This window comes from Bacillus sp. FSL M8-0256 (genome assembly GCF_038005765.1).
Lineage (GTDB): Bacteria > Bacillota > Bacilli > Bacillales > Bacillaceae > Bacillus > Bacillus safensis.
On record NZ_JBBOTU010000001.1, the window covers coordinates 2,702,049 to 2,720,961 of the forward strand.

Annotated in this window: 20 protein-coding genes and 2 other annotated features; of the genes, 3 read left to right on the forward strand and 17 right to left on the reverse strand. The window is 42.4% G+C overall.

Annotation, left to right across the window (positions count from 1 at the left end):
- Positions 1-17 precede the first annotated feature (17 nt).
- Positions 18-761, reverse strand: a complete 744-nt coding sequence (locus NSQ76_RS13900) for a TrmH family RNA methyltransferase (RefSeq protein WP_034624186.1) — start codon at positions 759-761, stop codon at positions 18-20.
- 113 nt (positions 762-874) lie between these two features.
- Here NSQ76_RS13900 and sspI point away from each other — a divergent pair, with 113 nt between their 5' ends.
- Entirely contained in the window at positions 875-1,096 is a 222-nt protein-coding gene (gene sspI / locus NSQ76_RS13905; protein ID WP_024425725.1) for a small acid-soluble spore protein SspI, read from the forward strand.
- Positions 1,097-1,139: 43 nt separating this feature from the next.
- Here the strand turns inward: sspI and cstA are convergent, their stop codons facing one another.
- Together cstA and NSQ76_RS13915 are read right to left on the reverse strand one after the other, a co-directional pair.
- Positions 1,140-2,936 (reverse strand): carbon starvation protein CstA, encoded by a 1,797-nt coding sequence (gene cstA, locus NSQ76_RS13910; protein WP_277722934.1) that lies wholly within the window; start codon positions 2,934-2,936, stop codon positions 1,140-1,142.
- Between the two features lie 344 nt (positions 2,937-3,280).
- Positions 3,281-4,369 carry a M42 family metallopeptidase gene (locus tag NSQ76_RS13915; protein ID WP_025092247.1) on the reverse strand — a complete coding sequence of 363 codons (1,089 nt, stop codon included), beginning with the start codon at positions 4,367-4,369 and terminating at the stop codon, positions 3,281-3,283.
- A 179-nt stretch (positions 4,370-4,548) separates the two neighbouring features.
- Between NSQ76_RS13915 and NSQ76_RS13920 the strand changes: the two genes are divergently transcribed.
- Complete coding sequence (locus NSQ76_RS13920; protein ID WP_024426127.1) at positions 4,549-4,953, forward strand: hypothetical protein; 405 nt, start codon at positions 4,549-4,551, stop codon at positions 4,951-4,953.
- A gap of 17 nt (positions 4,954-4,970) precedes the next feature.
- On the opposite strand, the gene NSQ76_RS13925 is transcribed toward NSQ76_RS13920, so the two are convergent.
- From NSQ76_RS13925 to NSQ76_RS13960, 8 genes are all read right to left on the reverse strand, one after another.
- Positions 4,971-5,237 (reverse strand): DUF1294 domain-containing protein, encoded by a 267-nt coding sequence (locus NSQ76_RS13925; protein WP_024426128.1) that lies wholly within the window; start codon positions 5,235-5,237, stop codon positions 4,971-4,973.
- Between the two features lie 63 nt (positions 5,238-5,300).
- The gene (rplT, locus tag NSQ76_RS13930; RefSeq protein ID WP_007501659.1) at positions 5,301-5,660 is read right to left on the reverse strand and encodes a 50S ribosomal protein L20; all 360 of its coding nucleotides are present in this window, start codon (positions 5,658-5,660) and stop codon (positions 5,301-5,303) included.
- A 31-nt stretch (positions 5,661-5,691) separates the two neighbouring features.
- The gene (rpmI, locus tag NSQ76_RS13935; protein ID WP_003216324.1) at positions 5,692-5,892 is read right to left on the reverse strand and encodes a 50S ribosomal protein L35; all 201 of its coding nucleotides are present in this window, start codon (positions 5,890-5,892) and stop codon (positions 5,692-5,694) included.
- Positions 5,893-5,916: 24 nt separating this feature from the next.
- Positions 5,917-6,432 (reverse strand): translation initiation factor IF-3, encoded by a 516-nt coding sequence (infC, locus tag NSQ76_RS13940; RefSeq protein ID WP_024425720.1) that lies wholly within the window; start codon positions 6,430-6,432, stop codon positions 5,917-5,919.
- A gap of 71 nt (positions 6,433-6,503) precedes the next feature.
- Positions 6,504-6,635: a sequence feature (ribosomal protein L20 leader region), on the reverse strand.
- 128 nt (positions 6,636-6,763) lie between these two features.
- The gene (gene lrgB, locus NSQ76_RS13945) at positions 6,764-7,459 is read right to left on the reverse strand and encodes an antiholin-like protein LrgB (RefSeq protein WP_024425719.1); all 696 of its coding nucleotides are present in this window, start codon (positions 7,457-7,459) and stop codon (positions 6,764-6,766) included.
- 14 nt (positions 7,460-7,473) lie between these two features.
- Positions 7,474-7,917, reverse strand: a complete 444-nt coding sequence (gene lrgA, locus NSQ76_RS13950; protein ID WP_024425718.1) for an antiholin-like murein hydrolase modulator LrgA — start codon at positions 7,915-7,917, stop codon at positions 7,474-7,476.
- A 137-nt stretch (positions 7,918-8,054) separates the two neighbouring features.
- Positions 8,055-8,792, reverse strand: a complete 738-nt coding sequence (locus tag NSQ76_RS13955; protein ID WP_024426130.1) for a LytR/AlgR family response regulator transcription factor — start codon at positions 8,790-8,792, stop codon at positions 8,055-8,057.
- Positions 8,789-10,546 (reverse strand): sensor histidine kinase, encoded by a 1,758-nt coding sequence (locus NSQ76_RS13960; RefSeq protein ID WP_341054384.1) that lies wholly within the window; start codon positions 10,544-10,546, stop codon positions 8,789-8,791. The genes NSQ76_RS13955 and NSQ76_RS13960 overlap by 4 nt, the downstream gene beginning before the upstream one ends.
- A 176-nt stretch (positions 10,547-10,722) precedes the next feature.
- Between NSQ76_RS13960 and NSQ76_RS13965 the strand changes: the two genes are divergently transcribed.
- Positions 10,723-11,502 (forward strand): HAD family hydrolase, encoded by a 780-nt coding sequence (locus tag NSQ76_RS13965; protein ID WP_024426132.1) that lies wholly within the window; start codon positions 10,723-10,725, stop codon positions 11,500-11,502.
- Positions 11,503-11,555: 53 nt separating this feature from the next.
- Here NSQ76_RS13965 and NSQ76_RS13970 read toward each other — a convergent pair whose 3' ends face one another.
- From NSQ76_RS13970 to NSQ76_RS13995, 6 genes are all read right to left on the reverse strand, one after another.
- Positions 11,556-12,476, reverse strand: coding sequence for a methyl-accepting chemotaxis protein (locus NSQ76_RS13970; protein ID WP_034624193.1), 921 nt, complete (start codon positions 12,474-12,476; stop codon positions 11,556-11,558).
- A 156-nt stretch (positions 12,477-12,632) separates the two neighbouring features.
- Positions 12,633-14,573, reverse strand: a complete 1,941-nt coding sequence (thrS, locus tag NSQ76_RS13975; RefSeq protein ID WP_024426134.1) for a threonine--tRNA ligase — start codon at positions 14,571-14,573, stop codon at positions 12,633-12,635.
- Positions 14,574-14,618: 45 nt separating this feature from the next.
- Positions 14,619-14,867 (reverse strand) — a binding site (T-box leader).
- A 43-nt stretch (positions 14,868-14,910) separates the two neighbouring features.
- Entirely contained in the window at positions 14,911-15,780 is an 870-nt protein-coding gene (ytxC, locus tag NSQ76_RS13980) for a putative sporulation protein YtxC (RefSeq protein ID WP_125587149.1), read from the reverse strand.
- Between the two features lie 60 nt (positions 15,781-15,840).
- Positions 15,841-16,479, reverse strand: a complete 639-nt coding sequence (locus NSQ76_RS13985; RefSeq protein WP_341054389.1) for a TVP38/TMEM64 family protein — start codon at positions 16,477-16,479, stop codon at positions 15,841-15,843.
- A 33-nt stretch (positions 16,480-16,512) separates the two neighbouring features.
- Entirely contained in the window at positions 16,513-17,442 is a 930-nt protein-coding gene (gene dnaI / locus NSQ76_RS13990; protein ID WP_341054390.1) for a primosomal protein DnaI, read from the reverse strand.
- Between the two features lie 16 nt (positions 17,443-17,458).
- Positions 17,459-18,883: a replication initiation and membrane attachment family protein gene (locus NSQ76_RS13995; RefSeq protein ID WP_087978813.1), complete on the reverse strand. Its 1,425-nt coding sequence runs from the start codon at positions 18,881-18,883 to the stop codon at positions 17,459-17,461.
- Positions 18,884-18,913 lie beyond the last annotated feature (30 nt).

Below are 18,913 nucleotides of genomic sequence, written 5' to 3' on the forward strand. Positions count from 1 at the left end.
AAACGCATGTTGCAACATTATCCACGCAAATGATAAACAAGAACAGCGGCTGCAACAGCTACATTTAATGATTCTGCCTGCCCATACATTGGTACATATAAATTTTGATCTGTCATTTGCAGAATCTCTGGATCAATACCAGCTCCTTCATTTCCAACAATTAATGCAAACGGACCTTCTGCCGTTACGCTTTTATACTCTTTCGCATCTTTTAAGGCACTTCCGTATACAGGTATGCCTCGTTCTTTCAGCTCCGTGATCGCCTGTTGAAGGGTTTGCTTTAAGATAGGCAGGTGAAAATGAGACCCTTGTGCCGAACGGAGCGTTTTTCCGTTAAACGCATCAACTGTTCCTTCTCCTAAGATCACGGCATCAAGACCAGCGGCATCTGCTGTTCGAATGAGTGTGCCTAAATTCCCCGGGTCCTGCACTGCGTCTAATAAAAGAAGCCGTTCAACCTTCTTTTCTTCAAAAACAGGAACTGTACAGACTGCGGCAATGTGCTGGGGCGTTTCTGTTTCTGTCATGGCAGAAAAGGCCTCTTCGCTCAGTTCATAAAGCTCAATGTCAGGCTGGATATGAGAAGGAAGCATATCGGGCGAGGTGGCCATTAATTCCTTCACGATCCCGCTCTTTAATGCTTCTTCGACTAAATGTATTCCCTCCACGAGAAACAGCCCCGTTTTCGTTCGTTCTTTTTTCGTATGGAGCTTCTTCCACTGTTTAATGTTTGTGTTTTTAGCTGATTCTATATATTTCAAGCGACGTTAACTCCTTTAATTATCATGAATTTATTATATCTCATGCACACTACATAATAAACCTGTCTTTGAGACAGAATAGGGCTATTACCATCAAAAAAGGAGTGTGGGCAATGGATTTTAATTTAAGAGGCGCAGTCATTCAAAACATTACTGGCCATAATCAAGAACAGCTTGAACATACGATTTTAGATGCTATTCAAAGCGGCGAGGAAAAAATGCTGCCAGGCCTTGGCGTGTTGTTCGAAGTGCTATGGCAAGAAGCATCAGAAAACGAGAAAAATGAGATCCTTGAAACATTAGAACAAGGCTTAAAGCCTCAGCAGCAGCAATAAAAAGAAGCCGGTTTGCTTATAAAAGCAAGCCGGCCTTTTTCATTTAACCAGTGATAGGCGTTTCCATTCGAAGTGCTGGATCACGCCAGATTTCGACCCATTTTTTAATCGCAAACACAATAATCACAAAACCTAAGATTAGCATGATGATCGACAGCACCGCATTCAGCACGCTGTAACCGGATGCTTCAGGATTGAGATAGACATTTGCTACCATCCAATAGCCTGCATAATTCACCGTCACATATAAGTAAGCAAGCGGAATTAAACAAGTCAGCATATATCGCCTTTTATCTGCAATTTTTAATACAACGGTTGCCCCGATGATTAACCCAACCGAGGCCATTAACTGATTTGAAACCCCAAACAGCGCCCAAATAGACCCGATGTCCCCTGAGTAAAGTAAGTATCCCCACATAAAACAAGCAAGCGCACTTGCAAACACCGAACCAGGTACCCAGTCAGTTCGTTTAAGCGGTTTATATGCTTCACCTAAGAAGTCTTGAATCAAATAGCGTGCCACACGTGTCCCCGCATCAATAGCAGTTAAAATAAAGACAGCCTCAAACATAATGACGAACTGAAAGAAGTAAGAAGCCAAATGACTAAAGAACGGAATCCCCGTAAAGATATACGCCATCCCTACCGCTAATGTTACGGCACCACCCGTTCTTCCTTCTAAGTCGAGGCCGATTTCCTTACTCAGCTGCGGAAGGTTTTCGACACTCATACCGAGTGTACGGAACACTTCTGGCGTACTGTTTATCGCAAAATAATCTCCTGGATGCAGGGCAGTAGCCGCAATTAAAGCCATAATCCCAACTAAGCATTCCACAAGCATTGCGCCAAACGCAACAGGCTTCATATCACTCCATCGGTCCAGCATCTTAGGTGTTGTCCCTGAACCAACAAATGCGTGGAAACCAGAAATGGCACCGCAAGCAATGGTAATCGAAATAAATGGCCAGACAGGACCAGCTAATACAGGTCCTCCTCCATTCACAAACTCTGTAAACTCCGGGAATTGAATGGACGGATTCACGACAAAGATTCCGGCAATCAGCGCAATGAATACACCAATTTTCATAAAACTACTTAAATAGTCCCTCGGTGCAAGCAGCAGCCAAACTGGCAGAGCCGCAGCAAAAAAGGCATAGATCGGCAGGGCAAGAGCAAGCGTTTTTGTATCAAGTGTTAAAAAATCACCTAGTGCCGTTCCTTGAATATTTGGTCCAAGGAATACACCAAACATCAGCAAAATAAATCCCGCAGATGTCGCCAGCTTTAAATTGCCTGTTTTTTTATAATACAGACCAACCCCCATTGCAATCGGAATCGTGATTCCAACTGCAAATGTCCCCCAAGGGTTACGTTCTAAAGCATGAAGCACAACCATAGACAAACCTGCCATTGTGATGGTAATAATAAACAGCATCGCAAGCCCTGTACAAAACCCGGCAACAGGTCCCAGCTCTTCCTTCGCTACCTCTGATAATGATTTCCCCTTTTTTCGCATCGACGCAAATAAGACGACTAGATCATGTACAGCTCCGCCTATGACTGCACCAATTAAAAGCCAAAGGAGACCAGGTAAATATCCAAATTGAGCGGCTAAAATCGGACCCACTAACGGGCCAGCAGCTGCAATCGCAGCAAAGTGATGCCCAAATGTGACCCATTTATTTGTCGGCACATAATCTTTCCCGTCCTCTAGCGTGTGAGCCGGTGTAGGATGATCATCTGTGACCTTTAATACCTTGACCATCATAAATGTGCCATAAAGACGATAGGCAATCGCTAAAATACACATAGATCCTATTACAATTGTAACCGCATTCATTTAACCATCCCCTTTGCATGAACAATTTGTTACAAATATAACATAAATTGATTGATTTTTCTTTCTTTTAAAACCAAGTTGACAAATAAGAATAATGTGTTTATTCTTAAGGTAGCTTCACCTACTTCCATAAACTCTCTTTTGACAGGGCATTCTAGCTCTGTCCTTTTTATTGCTTTCATCTTACAAAAATAAACGCTCGATCACATGTGCCTTATTCACTAGGAAACACTCTCTTCTTTTACCAAAAACAGTTCTTTTGGCTCAACTTGAACACACCGTTCATTTCCTGGGAAATTCAATAAAAAAAGCCTTTCCCCTGTACTGAGGAAAGGCATTCTTACTTAAGAACCGTACGTAATCTGTTCAACGGTTTTTTGATCAAGTCTTTTGATCACTTCTGTTAAAAGCTTCACTGCATTTTCATAATCATCTCGATGAATCATTGCAGCATGGGTATGAATATATCTGCTCGGAATCCCGATAGATAGTGATGGAACTCCATGACCTGTTAAATGAATACCGCCAGCATCTGTCCCACCGCCAGGCATTGAGTCATATTGATAAGGAATGTTCAGCTCATCAGCTGTTTGGACAACAAAATCACGAAGTCCTTTATGAGAGACCATTGAAGCATCAAATACAACAATCGTTGGGCCTTTGCCAAGTTTGCTAGTTGCTTCTTTCTCAGTGATGCCTGGTGTATCTCCTGCTACACCTACATCAATGGCAAATCCAATATCGGGCTGAATTGTAGCCGCTGCTGTTTTGGCTCCGCGCAGGCCTACTTCCTCTTGGACAGTTGCGACGCTGTAAGCAATATTCTCATGCTGAGCATTGTGTAAGTTTTTCATGACATCAATGGCCACTGCACAGCCAATGCGGTTGTCCCATGCTTTTGCAAGGAGCATTTTTTCATCATTCATGACTGTAAACTCAAAGTAAGGAACGATTTGATCTCCAGGCAGCACGCCCCACTCCATTGCCTGTTCTTTGCTTGACGCCCCAATATCAATAAACATATCCGTAATCTCAATTGACTTTTTACGAGCTTCAGGTGACAAGACGTGTGGTGGCTTTGAACCAATTACCCCTGTGATCTCTCCCTTTTTCGTCACAATGGTGACACGCTGGGCGAGCATGACTTGTGACCACCAGCCGCCGACTGTTTGAAAACGAATGTAGCCTTTGTCATCAATTTTTGTCACCATGAATCCTACTTCATCTAAGTGACCAGCGAGCATAATTTTAGGTCCGTTAGCGTTTCCTTCCTTTTTAGCGATCAAGCTGCCAAGGCGGTCTGTAGAGACTTCATCTGCATATGATTCTATGTATGTCTGCATGACTTTTTTGACATCACGTTCATTTCCTGGAACCCCTTTTGCATCCGTTAGGTCTTTCAGCATAGTTAATGTTTGATCGAGCTTTGTCATTCCATTTATCCTCCTTTATCTTCATGGTGCATTCTTATTATACAAAACCTCTTTCGTTCAATACGATCTTTTTATGAATATTTTTTCGTTTTACGAAATATTTTTTTAAAAAAAGTTGAAACCTTTTGGCGTTTTCATTCGTAGTACATCAGATAACGGTATTGGAGGTGCATCCTGTCATGTTTGTAATCCTCATGAGACTAGCTCTTGTTGCACTGCTTGTCTACATCTTCTACATGGCGGTAAAATTCTTCTCAAATCCGAGAAGAAAGCTGAAACAAGCACAATTAAAAGAAGGCTTTTATTTTATGGACGAACAGCAAAATGCGCGCAAAAATTTTAATTTCGTCTATAAAGGTGTCTTGTTTGAAGGGGAGAAGCATGTTCCTTCTAAGGATCATCCTCTGTTTGTCCACTCCATTTACGTTTGGACGGAGTCACCTGAGAAGCTGAGTGAATTTACATTAGAAGACTTTGAAAAACTGGAGGAAAACATAATCGAGCGTTATCCTCAAACAAAAATTGATTGGGATCAGCCTATTAAAAAAATCAAACAAAAAAAAGGAGCAGACACGCCGTCCTAATGGCGTCTGCTCCTTTTTCAAATAACTTGGATATATCCTAATAGGATCAACTGCAAAATAATTAATACAGGCATGCCGATTTGAAAGGCAGGATGCTTTGTTTTATGCCGGAAATACTGCATTCCTAGATACGATCCGGCAGCGCCAAAAAGAACCGCAGCACTCCATAAATGCGCCTCTGAAATTCTCCATTTATGTGCTTTGGCCCGGCGTTTGTCCTCACCCATGAGAAAAAAGCCGTAGCCATTCACTAAAATAAGCAGCAGGATCAAAGCCATATTCATTCATTTCACCTCACATGATGAGAAAAAAAGATCACCCCTCGAAGGAATGATCTTTTATAAAACTTACTTGTCTAGTTGTGCTTTTGCAGCATCAGCAAGCTGATTGAATGCATTTAGGTCATTCACAGCAAGGTCAGCAAGCATTTTGCGGTTTACTTCGATACCAGAAAGCTTTAAGCCATGCATTAAACGGCTGTAAGAAAGACCGTTCATACGAGCTGCAGCGTTGATACGAGTGATCCATAGTTTACGGAAGTCACGTTTTTTCTGACGACGGTCACGGAAAGCGTAGTTTCCAGATTTCATCACCTGTTGGTTTGCTACTTTGTATAATCTATGTTTTGAACCGAAATAACCTTTTGCTAATTTAAGAACCTTTTTACGACGCTGACGCGACACAGTTCCGCCTTTTACTCTTGGCATTGTAATTCCCTCCTATGATTCCTATTCCAAATTACTTGATGTTTGCAAGTTGTTGTTTGATACGTTTGAAATCTCCAGCACTTACGATTGCGCTCTTACGCAATTTACGTTTTTGCTTTGTAGATTTGTTAGCGAACAAGTGACTTGTGTACGCATGAGAACGTTTAAGTTTACCAGAACCTGTTTTTTTGAAACGTTTAGCAGATCCGCGGTGAGTTTTCATTTTTGGCATTGGATGTTTCCTCCCTCTGTTACTTTACTTTTCGACTTTTGGTGCAAGCATGAGGAACATGCTGCGTCCGTCCATCTTAGGTTTTGTTTCTACTGTTGCTACTTCAGCGCAAGCTTCAGAGAAACGGTCTAACACGCGCTGTCCGATTTCTTTATGCGTAATCGCACGGCCTTTAAAGCGGATAGAAGCTTTCACTTTATCTCCCTTTTCAAGGAATTTGATTGCATTACGGAGCTTCGTGTTAAAATCATGTTCATCGATTGTCGGGCTCAACCGAACTTCTTTTAAGCTAATGATTTTTTGATTCTTACGTGCCTCTTTTTCCTTCTTCTGCTGTTCGAATCGGAACTTACCATAGTCCATGATTCGGCAAACAGGTGGTTTTGCATTTGCAGCAACTAACACAAGGTCAAGATTAGCTTTAGCAGCAATTTCCAGAGCTTCCTGGCGGGTTTTAATCCCAAGCTGATCGCCATTTTGTCCGATCAAACGAACTTCACGCGCACGAATACCTTCATTAACTAATTGATCTTTGCTAATAGTGAGCCACCTCCATGAGATTTTGAATTGAGTTCACAATTCATTTTGACCATTTCGTTGTATGTTTTACAGGCAAACAAAAAGTGTGGGCATATAAAACACCCACACTGCGAACATTTGCATGAAAAAATAAATGTACGGTCAACCTGTCAACTACAAACATGTGTCAATCAGGTGAGAAGCGGGTGCTTCTGCTTGTGATATCTATTCAATTCGTTAACTATTCTACACAATTTTCATTTGTCCGTCAAGTAACCGAACTCTTGAAACAACTTTTTCAGTTTAACACGATGAGACGAATTGGGCAAGACTTTTTCACACCATGACGGCATCAAAGAATCAACTGCATAAAGATTGGGATGACGATAACGGTCACAACTCCTACGACTACAACGGCGATACTTGCCATCGCTGCTTCTACTTCTCCCATCTCAATTCCAACAGAAACCCCAAGCGCATGTCCTGATGTACCAAGTGCAAGACCTTTTGCCACTGGGTTTTTAATGCGAAACAATTTTAAGAAGAAAGCACCTAGTGCATAGACAATGACTGCGTTAAATATGACCGCAAAGGCTGTGATATCTGCGATTCCGCCAATATCCTTTGCAATTGGAAGAGCAATCGCTGTTGTCGCTGCTTGTGGAAGCATGCTTTTCATCACAGCCGCATCTAAATGAATTCCTTTTGCTACGAGATATACGATCGTAATAGAACAAAGTGAACCTACAAAAATAGCAGATAAAATTTGCCACCAATATTTTTTAAGCAAGGCTCGCTGCTTATAAAGCGGGATAGCGAAAGCAATCGTTGCAGGCTCTAAGAAAAATTTGATAATCTTGCCGCCCTCATTATAATCTGCGTAGGAAAAACCGCCAACTTTCAAAAATAAAATGCCTAGTACCATCGCCACAAACAGCGGGGTGAACAAGAAGAAGCCTTTTGATTTTTTAAATAAGAATGTCCCTATTCCAAAAGCGACCAATGAGACGACAATGCCAAAATAAGGGCTCATCGTACTTGTACCCATTTTGCATCTCTCCTTTAATGCGTACTTGAAGCTGGTTTATTTGAATGAGAAGGAGCAGATTTACTCTCCTTTGTCTCTTTACGTTTCTGCGGTCTTTCTGATAATTGCATGAGAAGCTGCGAAAACAGCCCTGTCGCTGCAAGTAGCATAATGGTTGCAATGATAATGACACCGACGACTTGCACACCTACTTCTTGCATGACACCTAATGATTGAATAACTGAGATCCCAGAGGGAACAAATAGAAAGCTAATGAGTCCTGTCAATGATGTACCTAATTGCTCCACCTGCTCTAGTTTGACGATTTTCGTTGTTAACAAAACAAATAATAGAACCAAACCAATGACGGATGCGGGCATCGGAATCGGTAAATACATTGAAATGAGATTAGAAACGAACATTACGGTTGCAAAAATAAATGCTTGAGATAGAAATCCATATACTTTCGTGGCACTCATGCCCCTTCACCTCTTTCTTCGACTGCCCTCAGTATAGGGCATGAAATAAATGAATGAAGCGTTTACAATAAAACTCGCTGGATTCAATGACTGAAATGCAAAAAACGAGTATTGAAATACAAACAAAAAAAGCCCTCCTACTCTAGCAGGAGCGACTTCTTTAATTCTTTCGCATATGTACGGCTGACAGGAATGATGGACCCGTCTGTCATATGCAGATTATACGTCGAATTAAACCACGGCTGTACTTCTTTCATATGAGAGGTATTCACGATATAGCTGCGATGAACCCTCATAAAGTAAGCCTCAGGAAGTTTCTTTTCAATGACCACAAGCGGTTCTGAGACCTCATACATGTGATTTTTTGTTTTCACGACCTTTTTCCCCTCGATAAGTCCTACATACATGATCTCTTCAACTTGCAGGATCACAATTGAGTCATCGACTGAGATCGCTAATTTTTGCTGGCGGGGCGCTTTCTCATCTGACACCTGGTGCTCTTGCGTCTCAACAGATTTCCATTTTTTAAACTTCTGGATGGTCTGGAGCAGCCGCTCTTCATCAAATGGTTTTGTTAAGTAATCAAGCGCACTTACCTCAAACGCCTTCAGCGCATATTGATCAAAGGCTGTCGCAAATACAACCGCCGGCGGATCAGACATCCGGTTAAGCCTTTTGGCAATATCAAATCCGTTCTCACCAGATAAATCAATGTCTAAAAAGAGCAGATCCGGCTTATGGTCGACCATCCGGTCAAAAGCAGATTCTATATTTTCTGCTTCCTCTATTTGAACATCCTCTTTCGTTCTTCGTAATAAGTATTTTAATTCATCTCTTGCTAACACTTCATCATCTACGATTAATACTTTCATCAACGAGAATCATCCTTTTTTACATAGTCCATCGGAATGCGAAATGAGATGTCAGTGCCTTGGTCACTATGAATGGATAAAGCGGCTTGTCTGCCAAAAATTCCTCTTAACCGCTGATCTAAATTAAAAAGGGCTGTCCCTGTTCCTTCTAGTGATTTGACAGGCGCTTTTAATAGCTGAGCCATCTTATCATCTTCAATCCCCTGTCCATTATCTGTCACTTTCATATAAACATGCCCATCTTTCATCAAAGCGGATACGATGACTTCACAATTCGTTTGATGTTTAGGAAAAGCATGTCTCACTGCGTTTTCAACAAGCACCTGAAGCACAAAGGGCGGAATCATCACCTGCTCCAGCTCCTTTTCAATTTGAAAGGTCACATGGTACTTATTTGGAAACCTTGCTTGTTCGAGTGATAAATATGCCTCCACATGCTGAATCTCTTTATGCATTGGAATCAGCAGCTGGCGGGCACCTTGCATATTTGAACGAAAATAAATACTTAGCTGCAGCAGCAGCTTCCTTGCCATCTCCATATTGGTTCTGCATAAAACAGAGATGGTATTAATGGCGTTAAATAAAAAGTGCGGGTTCACTTGTGCTTGAAGTGCTTTGATCTCTGCATCTTTTAGCAGGCGGCTTTGGGTTTCCGCCTCCCCAAGCTCAAGCTGTGTGGAAAACAGCATCGCCAAACCTTCTGCAAGCTCCTCTTCCACCCTGCTTAATCCGACCGGAGAATTGAAATACATTTTTAACGTTCCAATCGTTTGACCGTTAGAAGTGAGCGGCAGCACGATTGCGGCTTCAAGAGGGCAATGGGCGACTGAACAATTGATTTCGTCCTTCGAATGTGCCTTCATAATCTTGCCGCTCATCAATACTTGTTTCGACAGCCCCGTAATCAAGCTTTTAGATGGAATATGATGATCTGCTCCATCTCCGACATGCGCTAAAATCTTTTCTGTGTCTGTTAAGGAGACCGCATCTGTTTCAGTCAATCGATGAATGATCTCCGCCACACTTTTACATGACTGTTCATTTAACCCTTGGCGGAAAAAAGGCAGTGTTTGATCGGCGATCGAAAATACTCGATGTGTCTGCATCGCTTTTGCCTGCTCTTCTTGCCGAATGACTGACTGTAAAATAGATAAAAAGATAAAGCTGCCGATTCCATTTACGAAGATCATCGGCAAAGCGATGATACTGACAAGCCCCCATGCATCCGCAAATGGCCTTGCAAACAGAAGGATAATGATCATCTGTAATGATTCCATCGCTACACCAAAAAGAGCTGCTTGGCGAGGTGTGACCATTCGATTTCTCCGCTTAAATCTGCTGCCGACATAGCCTGCAATGACACCCGCTAAAATGGAAGAAATCGCACAGCTGAGCGCGGTGCTTCCTCCTAGGGTATAGCGATGGATTCCAGCTAAAAGCCCTGCACCAATCCCTACAAACGGCCCCCCGATCAAGCCACCCATTTCGATCCCCATAATTCTCGTATTGGCGATAGAGCTGGACGAGCCAAGATGATAAGAAAACTCATGATTCATGACAATTTGCTGCTGGATTTCAATTCCTGTGTAATTGCTGATAATACTAAAAGAAGCAAAAATGAAGACTAGGATTGCCTTTTTCCTAAATCCTTGATTATGTAGCAATAGATTGCGAAAGCCCTTCACATGGGCAAGCACAAATCCTAAAATAACGATGATCCCCACACGCTCGATCATCATGATAATTAAATGAAGCAAACCGGCCACCTCAAATGATGTATGTCATATCTATTGTCTTTCTATTCTATCATGTGCGGTCAATGATCAAATATCTCTCAAATCTTTTCTTTATTGCCCTCTTCTTCTATTGTAAAATGAACATGAGCCTGTCACTTGCAATTGAAGGTAACACATACATAACAAGGGAGAAGATCATGAAAGCCGTATTTTTCGATTTAGATGATACTTTGCTTTGGGATGAAAAAAGCATTCATACAACTTTTCAAGAAACTTGCCGGGAAGCGGAAAAGAAATATGGACTTGATCCAGAATCGTTTGAACAGATTGTACGTGAAGAAGCAAGAAAGCTGTACTCTTCCTATGAAACATATGATTATACTGTCATGATCGGCATTAATCCTTTCGAAGGACTGTGGTCCAATTTTAGTGAACCGATTAGCGAAGGCTTTCAAAAGCTGAACGCCATTGCACCAGAGTATCGTAAAAACGCTTGGACCAACGGCTTAAAGACAGCGGGAATTGACGATGAGGCATTTGGACAATATTTGGCTGATTTCTTTGCAGCAGAACGCAGAAAACGCCCATATGTCTATGAAGAAACATACCCTGTTTTAAACCGCCTGAAAGGCAGCTACGAATTGCTCCTTTTAACAAACGGAGATCCTAGCCTTCAAAAGGAGAAACTGGCAGGTGTTCCTGAGCTTGCACCTTATTTTAACGAAATCGTGATTTCAGGAGATTACGGGAAAGGCAAACCTGACCCGGGTATCTTTGAGCACTGCCTTCAGCTGTTAAACTTAACAAAAGACGAAGTGATCATGGTTGGAGATAATCCGAAAACAGATATTCTCGGCGCATCTCGCGTTGGCATCCAAACCGTTTGGATCAATCGCCATGGCAAGAAAAATGAAACAGATGTGACGCCTGATTATGAAATCAAAGACTTACATGAATTGTTTGATATATTAAAATAGAACAAAAAAACACCCTTCTCCTGACGAGATTGGGTGTTTTTGTATTTTTAGAGCTATATGATTGCCGCTAGACTTTGCGCTTGCCGGTCTAAGCCGCGTGCTGCTTCTCCTACAACGATGAATTCCTCACTTGCCTGCTTTACAAGATCCCGGTTTGTAAACACGGTTGTCTTTGCCCGGCTTGTGCCGCTGCTGACTTTCTCTACTTCTGCATGGATCGCCTTCACATATTGATCTACCTTGACGATCGCTTCTTTTGAATTTGTCGCAAGCTTTCGAATCTCTGCTGCCACTACACTAAAGCCATTTCCATAGGAACCCGCATGTGCCGCTTCTATTGCTGCATTTAAGGCGAGCAGCTGGGTTTGTGAAGAAATGCTGTTGATGGTTGCCGCAATGGAGCTGATGGACTCTACCTGCTCCGTTAATCCTTTTAGCAAGCTCATATTTTGATCAGTTTCGTTTGCTATATGATCAAAGGAAGCATTGACACTTTGACTATGCTGAATGCCAACTTCTGCTCGTTCCATTAATTTCGCAGACATCTCCTTTAGGTCTTCTACGACTTGCTTCATTGTATGTTCTCTCTCCGTAATATCTGTTGCCACTTTCACAACACCCACTACAGTTCCTTCTTCATCTTGAACAGGTGAATATGTCGCTTCAAGCCATAAGCTGCTGCCGTTTTTTGTGATCCGCTGCACTTTTTCCTGAAAGACTTGACCTTCTCTCAAACGCTTCCAAAACATGTGATAGCTCGTGTGTTCTATAATATGCGGAGGACAGAACTGTCTATGTTTAAGACCGATCATCTCTTCTTTAGAATATCCCATGGCTTTTGCAAAAATATCGTTCACCCATAGAACTTCACCTGTCACATTAAATTCAATCATTGCCAGCGAGTGCTCTAATGCACGAAGAACAGCTGATTGCTCCAATACATGTGACAATAAATTGTTTGTTGTTTGCATCATCGCTTTCATTCCCCCAATTTGTCTCGAACCAATAGTACATACTTACCCTTACTTTTGTACTATCTAAACGTCTCTTTTTAGGAATTGGATCACTAGTGGAGGTGTTCTCCAAAAAGAAAAAGCCAGTGATCTAAAGAGAATCACTGGCTGTGCTTATTATTTCTTTGCTTCTGCTACTGCATGTTTCACAAAGGCTTCAAGATCCATTGTTTCTGAATCTTGTTCCCCGTATTTTCTTACATTGACAGCGCCATTTTCTGCTTCCTGATCTCCGACGACAAGCATGTACGGAATCTTTTGCATTTGCGCTTCTCTAATTTTGTACCCAATTTTTTCATCGCGGCTGTCAAGCTCTACACGAAGACCTTCAAGCTGCAAACGTTCTTGTACTTTTTTCGCATAGTCTAAATGAACAGACGGTGAAACTGGGATGACTTGGAATTGTACAGGTGCCAGCCATGTTGGAAGGGCTCCTTTGTATTCTTCAATTAAGAAGGCAACGAAGCGTTCCATTGTAGAAACAACGCCTCTATGAATCACGACTGGACGATGGTGCTTTCCATCTTCTCCGATATATGTGAGATCAAAGCGTTCTGGAAGTAAGAAATCAAGCTGTACAGTGGATAATGTCTCTTCTTTTCCAAGAGCTGTCTTCACTTGTACATCAAGCTTCGGCCCATAAAATGCCGCTTCGCCTTCTGCTTCATAGTAGTCGTGACCAAGCTCGTCCATTGCATCCTTCAGCATCGATTGTGCTTTATTCCACATCGCATCGTCATCGAAATACTTCTCAGTATCTTCTGGATCACGATAAGACAAGCGGAATGTGTAGTCATTCAAGCCAAAGTCTTGATACACTTCTTCAATTAAACGAACTGTACGGATGAACTCGTCTTTGATTTGATCTGGACGAACAAAGATGTGTGCATCGTTTAATGTCATACCGCGAACACGCTGAAGGCCGGATAAGGCACCTGACATTTCATAGCGGTGCATTGTACCAAGCTCTGCAATACGAATTGGCAATTCGCGATAGCTGTGCGGCTCGTTTTTGTAAATCATCATATGGTGCGGACAGTTCATCGGACGAAGAACAAGATCTTCGTTGTCCATTTCCATTACTGGGAACATGTCTTCTTGATAATGCGCCCAGTGTCCTGATGTTTTATACAATTCAACACTTGCAAGAACTGGTGTGTACACATGTTCATAGCCAAGACGCACTTCTTTATCGACAATGTAACGCTCAATGACGCGGCGGATTGTAGCGCCTTTTGGCAGCCAAAGCGGAAGTCCTTGACCAACCTTTTGGGAATTCGCAAACAGTTTCAGCTCTTTTCCAAGCTTACGGTGATCGCGTTCTTTCGCTTCTTCCAGCAGACGTAAGTGTTCATTTAAATCTTCTTTGCTGAAGAAAGCTGTTCCGTAAATACGCTGAAGCATTTGGTTGTTACTGTCACCTCTCCAGTATGCACCGGCAAGGCTTAACAGTTTAAATTCTTTGATTTTCCCTGTAGACGGCAAGTGAATCCCGCGGCAGAGGTCAAAGAATTCACCCTGCTCATAAATCGTCACAGCTTCACCTTCTGGAATCGCCTCTAACAGCTCAAGCTTCAATTCATCACCAATCGCTTCAAAGCGCTTTTTCGCTTCTTCTCTTGATACTTCAATTCGCTCAATTGGCAAATTGCTGTTAATGATTTTCTTCATTTCTTTTTCAATCTTTGGTAAGTCTTCAGGTGTGATGGCAACATCGATGTCTACATCGTAGTAGAAGCCATTTTCGATGACAGGACCTACGCCAAACTGAACGTGATGCTCTTTTCCATACAGACGTTTGATCGCCTGCGCTAGCAAATGAGCTGTGCTGTGGCGCATAATGTCGAGTGCTTCTTCACTTTTATCTGTGATGATCTCGATTGTTCCACTTTCTAATAGCGGCGTACGCAGATCTATTTCTTTACCGTTCAATTTACCGGCAAGTGCTTTTTTCTTTAGGCCCGGGCTAATTGATGCCGCGATGTCTTCTGTTGTAGCTGTTTTGTCAAACTCCTTGACTGCTCCATCTGGAAATGTAAGTTGAATTTGTTCTGACATCTCTGGTCACTCCTTTTTTTGGCAATATAAAAACCCCGCCCCCTGGAAAGGGACGAGGTTGAATAAACGGAATCGTGGTTCCACCCTTTTTTCCCGTATTTGCATCTTGCTTTTTCATAAGCAAATACGGCTTGCGGTTCGATAACGGGAATTCCCGTCAGCCATTACTAAAAAGTTCACAGCTGATGTTCAAAGGTGGTAAAGCAAATGGTCCTCTGCTAGGAAGCTTTCAGCCGCGGCTTCCCTCTCTTTAAGCGGGCGTTCATTTGTTCATGTCCTTATCAATACGGTCTCTGTATGAAGTTACACCGTATTATAAAACGTTTTTTCGTGAAAATCAAGAAAGCTTTTCACTTTTCTTGTTGAAATGAGCATGTACAAATTGAACATTCTGCTCTTGGAATGAATGAGACGGGAACACCTCGACCCTTTCTTGAAAGATATTTTGAATGGTTTGCACCATCGAGTGACCTGTATCATTTGTAAATAGGTCAATTTTTTGCGGTGCAATGGAGACAAGCGGTGCAATCAGCTGCGAATCAATATACATTGGATGCTCTCTTACAAATTGTCTGTCTATGTATTGTTTTTGATCACGCTCAGAAGCGTAGCGAAATTCCCAAATCACCAGGCGTTCCTGATGCACAACATGTACTTTTTCGAGCCTAGGCTCTCTTGCCATCACATAGTCTCGAAGCGATTGAATGAAATTTTGATACTCTTGCTCCATTTTGTATTCTTCAATGGACACTTCAACATAGTTCTTCAGCCTTCGGTCATACTCTGACAATCTAAATGTCATAAATGAACCAATTGAAAAAACGCCTTGCTGTAAAGAAATCGCCTCAAGCTCCTTTTTTAAAAGGGCTTCTCTTGACGGGTCTTGCTGAATGCCGGGAATATCATCTAAATCCCCGTTCATGATACTGTGTGCGATGGAAAGAATTTGGTGCTGCTCTTCAGGATCTTTAAACAAATAGGTGTTTTCAAGGATGCTGCGCATGCGCTCATTTTCTTTGCATTCCAAAAAAAAGTGAACCAATAATGGCCGCACAATGTGCTCAAGTGCTTCTTCTGATTCCTTCGCCTCTATGAGAAGCCGGTCTTTCCCTTGTTGAATTGACATGTGATGCCGACTGTCTAAGTGTTCAGCAAGATGTAAAAAAGCGGCGGTATCATATTCATCTTCAAAGATTATTTCAAGCATGTTTGTCCCCCCTAACGACATCTGTTACATATATATGGGGGGAACATAAAAAATAGACGCCTAAAATAAATCAGGCATCTTTCTTTTTAAAATGAGTGGAACAGAGATAAAGATCAAATAAATCAAACAAACAACCACTAAGGCGGCATAATTGCCGCTGACAAAGCTTGAGCCGAGAACATTTAACGCAATTGTCCCCGGTATTAAGCCTAAAAAGGTGGCTGTCACAAATGCACGATAATTTGCACGTGAAGCAGCTGCCGCATAGCTGACAAAATCAAAGTGAATCGGTGCAATACGCAATAACAAAATATAAAGAAATCCATGCTCCTGAATGCGGGACGTCACCGCTTTCAGCTTTCGGCTGTTTGATTCTGTTTCCTTCTTTTTTGCACGAAAGGTTGAAGCAATCATGAAAGAGCCTGTTGCCCCGGCTGTCGCTCCAATGAGGGCATAAATCGTCCCAAGGACACTGCCGAATGCCAAACCTGCCGCCAACGAAAAGACGGTAATCGGGACGAGAACAAACGGGCGAAAAAGAGATAAGAAAAGAAAAACAAAGGGAGCCAGCATCCCAAATTGAAGCACCCAATTCTTCACATCTTTCGGCGCCAGCTGAAGATGCTGTTTATTCAGCCACCACAGCGCAGCAGCAAAAATGCCAATCCCAAGAATAAGCAGCCATTTTCTTTTGTTCATTTCATTTGCTCCTCCTTCAGGTGACATACGTTTTTATAAATGACGGCGGTTTTCTCCTTCGAGCAACACTGGCTCTGCTAAATAGAGAATCCGTTCCATTAAACGAGCGGCTTTGACCTCTTCTTTTTCTCCCCGCTGTGAGTACGTAAAGTGATGCTTCAGCTCATTTGGTGAGAAATTAGAAGAGAAAAATGTCGGCAGCTGCTCTGCCATACGGTATTGTAAAATCGTACCGAGCAGTTCATCCCGCACCCAGCTTGTCATCGATTCTGCCCCAATATCATCAAGCATTAAAATAGGGGTGGACTTGACCATATTCAGCTTTTCTTCTAGCGTATGATCAGCTAATGAATTTTTTAACTCTCTTACAAATTCAGGCACGTAAACAAGGAGAGATGGGTATTCTTTCTCCGCTAGCTGCTGCGCAATAGCTGCCAGTATATACGTTTTTCCTACTCCAAACTTTCCGTGTAAATACAAGCCTTTTCCTTTTCCAGTCTCATCATAGTTTTTGAGGAATTGACCTACTTTTTGGATGACCTCTTGTCTTCCCACAACGTTCAGATCAGCGAACGTCGCTTGAAGGACATTTTGCGGAATATACATGCTTTTCATCAGCTCTTGCTGTTTCTTCTGCCTATCGAGCCGCAGCTTGACCAGGCAAGGGGAATATTCAATATCAATACTCTGACCTTTGATCACAAGCTTCGGGTGATACCCATCTAAAATCGCATTAACGTTTTCGTCATCTAAGCAGTAAGAGCAGCCCTTCGACTGCTGCACATATTCAAAGAGCCGGTTCAAGCTGCGATTGATCATGTCTTCATGTATCTCTTCTTGATGCTTCTGTAAAAAAGCCTTCACATCTTCATCAGATAACACACTTTCTTTAATCTGATTGTATCTCACGCGAAAATCTACTCGTCCTTTTAGCTGTTCAAATGAACGACCGATCGGTTTCATCCCATCTCACCTCACCTTAATGTGCATTGTACTTTTTCATATTTTTAAACTGATCTAACAGTTTTTCTTTTTCTCGTTCGAGGTCTTCTGTAGACAGATTGTCCGTTTGCTCTTTTGCCGGCTGTTCTTTTGTTTCAGTTTCTTTCATCCAGTCAGGCAGTTTCTCTTCCCGGACAACTTTTCCTGTACCATATGGGCTGCGCTGCTTTTTCTGCTGCGCCCACTCTGTCATTTGTCTGTTCTCTTCTTTGGCAATTTTCATGGCAGCTGCTACGGTTTTGATTTTCTTTCTCACCCAATGAGCGGCGATTTTTTGCATATATGTTTTTGACAGCTTCATATCTGTTTTGAGTAATGTATAGTAGATGAGAACATTCATGACACCTGGCTCTAGCTGCTGCTCGAGCATGATATCTTCGACAATTCTTAAGTCGGCATACGTTGGCTCAATGCCATCTGCCATGTCTTTTAGCAGCTCTCTAGGCGAAATATGATCCAGTTTTTCAATCAATTTTGCATCTGGAGTATCCGCTGCCGGCGTCTTTGAAGCATCTTGTCGCAAGTGTCTTGGCTGTTTTTGATCAATCAGCTTTGGCTGTTCGCCTCTGTATTCAATTTGGTACCAGTCTCTTGCTGCTTTTCTCAGCTCTTCTGTTGAGATCATTTGATCAGAACCGCATGCACCTGCTACAATATTTTGCATTTGAAGCGGGGTGATGCCGTATACAACAGCTAACTTCTTAATTGTTTCTTTTACCTGCTTTGTCAAAGCCTTCCTTGGAATCATCATGTCAGACATACCGGCTAATAATAGATCGAAATCAAAGGATTCGTCTGAGAGCGGTGCCGGCTGACTCGATCCAACGGTCACATATTCATAGCCTTGCTCAAGCGATGACGCCTGATGAATTTCTTCTGTCATCTTGCGCTCGCCTGGCTGCAATACGTGAAAGACTTCTTCAAACGACCGTGAAATGTTCTTTGCTTCTGCAGGAACACCCGGATAGGAGAAATAATCGCGAATCTGCATATATTTTGCTTTCTCTACACGATGGTACAGCAAAACATTCAACATACCATCTTGGAAAAATTCATCTGGTCTTAGCGGCGGTACAAGCTCATATGTAAACAGTCTGCCTTCTTCCGTTTCCTGTTCATATGTGCGGAGTAAGCCGATCGCTTCAAGCTTTAAACGTTCCTCAAAAATATCATTTAAATTCGTCTGCAGCATGACCATGAGCTGCCGATGAGGTGCAGGTTTCCCCCACATACGATTTTGTTCCAGCTCACCCCACAGCGTCATGTATAAGCTGAAAGCGGACATACCAATAAGCGGCTGATATAAAAGAGTGATGAGCTGTCTATCGATGTCACCGAGCAATGAAGCGCTTTTGACGACATACGGATCGACGGCTAGCACTTCCTTCCAATGCTCTGTCATATGCTGATCCTCCCCATGAATTGCGATTGT